1 protein-coding gene is annotated in these 2526 nt (G+C 45.7%); it reads right to left on the bottom strand.

Features of this window, described 5'->3' with window-relative positions; all coding sequences use genetic code 11:
* Positions 1-55: 55 nt before the first annotated feature.
* The gene (locus LSG37_RS20965; protein WP_233081955.1) at positions 56-2095 is read right to left on the bottom strand and encodes a methyl-accepting chemotaxis protein; all 2040 of its coding nucleotides are present in this window, start codon (positions 2093-2095) and stop codon (positions 56-58) included.
* Between the last annotated feature and the right edge of the window lie 431 nt (positions 2096-2526).

Raw genomic sequence — 2526 nt, 5'->3', positions numbered from 1 at the left:
CAAAGAAAAAGGCCACAGCACACAAAGCTGTGGCCTTTTTTGTTCTAGTGCTGTGTTAGTGCAGTTTAAACTGCCCCGTAATAGTTTTCAGTTGCTGCGCTGCCTGATTCAACAGATTAGACTCCGTATTTAACTCAGTGGTATGGGACGCCGTACTATCTATCAATTGCGTAATACGATGAATATTCAGATTAATATCCTCTGCTACGATGCCTTGCTGCTGCGTTGCGACTACAATAGCTGCACTTTGTTGCTGTACCACTTCAATGGCCTGCCCTATAGCATCCAATGCACTTTGCATAGAAGTCGCACGCTCTTTGCTTAGCTTCGTTTGCTCACGCCCTTGTTGCATCTTCGCTTCAGCATCTTTGGCAATAGCCTGCAGCTTTTCAACCATAGTACGGATATGACCTGTGCTCTCACTGGTTCTGCCCGCAAGAGAACGAACTTCATCAGCTACAACAGCAAAACCACGGCCTTGTTCGCCCGCCCTTGCGGCTTCAATAGCTGCGTTAAGCGCAAGTAAATTAGTTTGGTCTGCTATGGCTTTAATCACATCCACCACAGCACCAATATTTTCAGACTCTTTTGCCAATCCAGCGACCACATCCACAGCATCTGTCATAGTATCCGCCAACAGACTCATATCCTTCACAGCGGCCTGAGATAACGAAGCACCCTCTATGCCTCGTTGCTGAGCTTGAGACGCAGCAGAGCTGGTTTGCTGTGCGTTGTGACTGATTTCCTGCACTGTGGCTGACATTTCAGTTACTGCGGCAGAAACAGCGTCAATTTGCAGCTTGTTGCTCTGAATTTCAGCGTCTGTCTGACCTGCCACTTTATTTAATTTTTGACTCGATTGATGCACCAAAGCAGACTGCTCTGAGGTGCGTTGCAAAGAGTTTCTTAACTTACTGATAAAGGTATTAAAATGCTGAGCCAAAACCCCCACCTCATCAGAACTTTGAATAGCCAGAGTGCGGGTTAAATCACCTTCGCCACTGGCAATATCTTTCATCGCCTCGGTTAAATCTGATAGAGGGCGAATAATACGTTGTGTGGTCAGTACAACAACCAGCGTAATCACTGCCAGCATTAACAAGGTTAAGAATAAAGCCCAGCCGGTGGCTTGTTGCACGGGAGTTTCAATCAATTCAGCCGGGATCAGCAACCCCACCAGCCAGTTCATTTTAGGAAAATCCAGACTGACAGGCTGATACGACACATAATAACTTTTGCCTGACAAACTAACTTTGGCAAAACCGGACTTTTGCTCTTTGGCCGCTTGTGCCAATGTGCTGAAACCGGAAGTATCGGCGATATTTTTATCTAACATCTCCAGCGGATCATTGGCTTTGATCTCAAGACCTGCAGCTTTTGAGAAATGCACGACCTGCCCCACGCTATCGAGCAAAAAAGGCAAACCTTCGCCCTGATAACGAATACGTTCCACTTGCTCACCAAGCTTATCCAAATGCAGATCCAGACCACCTACCCCCAATAAAGTCCCATCGGGCAAATACACTGGTCCCTCAACCACTGCAGACACAATACCAGTAGTGAAATCAGCAGAAGGTGAACCAACAAAAAACTTATTATGTTCAAGGCTTAACTTGTACCAGGGACGCTGGGTTGCAAAGTAGCCTTTGCTGACATCCCCTGCATCCGGACCTTCTTTGTCTACACCAGTTCTGGAGTTTTCCCTGAAGTATTCAGCACTGCGATCCAGTGCAAAAAAGGCTGACAGTATATTTGGATCCCGCTCACTGATCTTAATAAAACTGTTATTGATATCCTGATAACCAGGCACTGAGTTCAATTCAGTATTGCGGCCTGGATAAGCTTTAAACCAGGCTTGAAACTGCGGCGCTTCCAGAAAAGTACGGGCAACCTGAGCGTACTCGGCAAAAAATTTGCCTATATTCACCGACTCAGTTGTAACCAATGAGTCAACTTCTGCCTGAACTTGCTGGCGTGTCAGTTGGCTTAAATGGTTCACAGTAAAAAGCGCAGAGAGCACTAACAGCACAGCCACCGAGCCACCTACCGCCATTAATAGTTTTTGTTTTATGGATAGATTTTTAATGTAAGACATCTTAGCCCCCGAATAGATACAACATCATAAAAACATAAAGCAGCTGGTTTTACCATTGAATTTACTTTGATGAATAAGTGAAATTAATCAATGATTTAGATGTATCAGATTGGTGCGTATTAATGAGTTATTTTGGTGCAGCCGGGTGATTTTGGGGAGGGGTTAGTTTTTGTAGGGTCCTCCCTTGTGGGTGGCCGTGTTTGATTTTTGTTGGATTGTTGAGCGGGTTTTGGTGTTGGTTTGAGCGGATTGGTTCGTCATTCAAGCAGAATGGTTCTGAATAATGTGAAAAGCAGAACGGTTCTGAATTTGGGGCTGTGAACTGTAGGGGCACCCCTTGTGGGCGCCCGTTTGGAATGCGAAGAGCGGATTGGTGTTGAATTTGGGGCGGTGAACTACTTTAACAGCAGATTGGTGTTGAATTCAGGGCT

Origin of the sequence: Rheinheimera soli, assembly GCF_021290985.1 — a bacterium.
Classification (GTDB): domain Bacteria; phylum Pseudomonadota; class Gammaproteobacteria; order Enterobacterales; family Alteromonadaceae; genus Pararheinheimera; species Pararheinheimera soli.
Note: the sequence above shows the minus strand (reverse complement) of the source record. Positions and strands in the feature narration are given on the sequence as shown.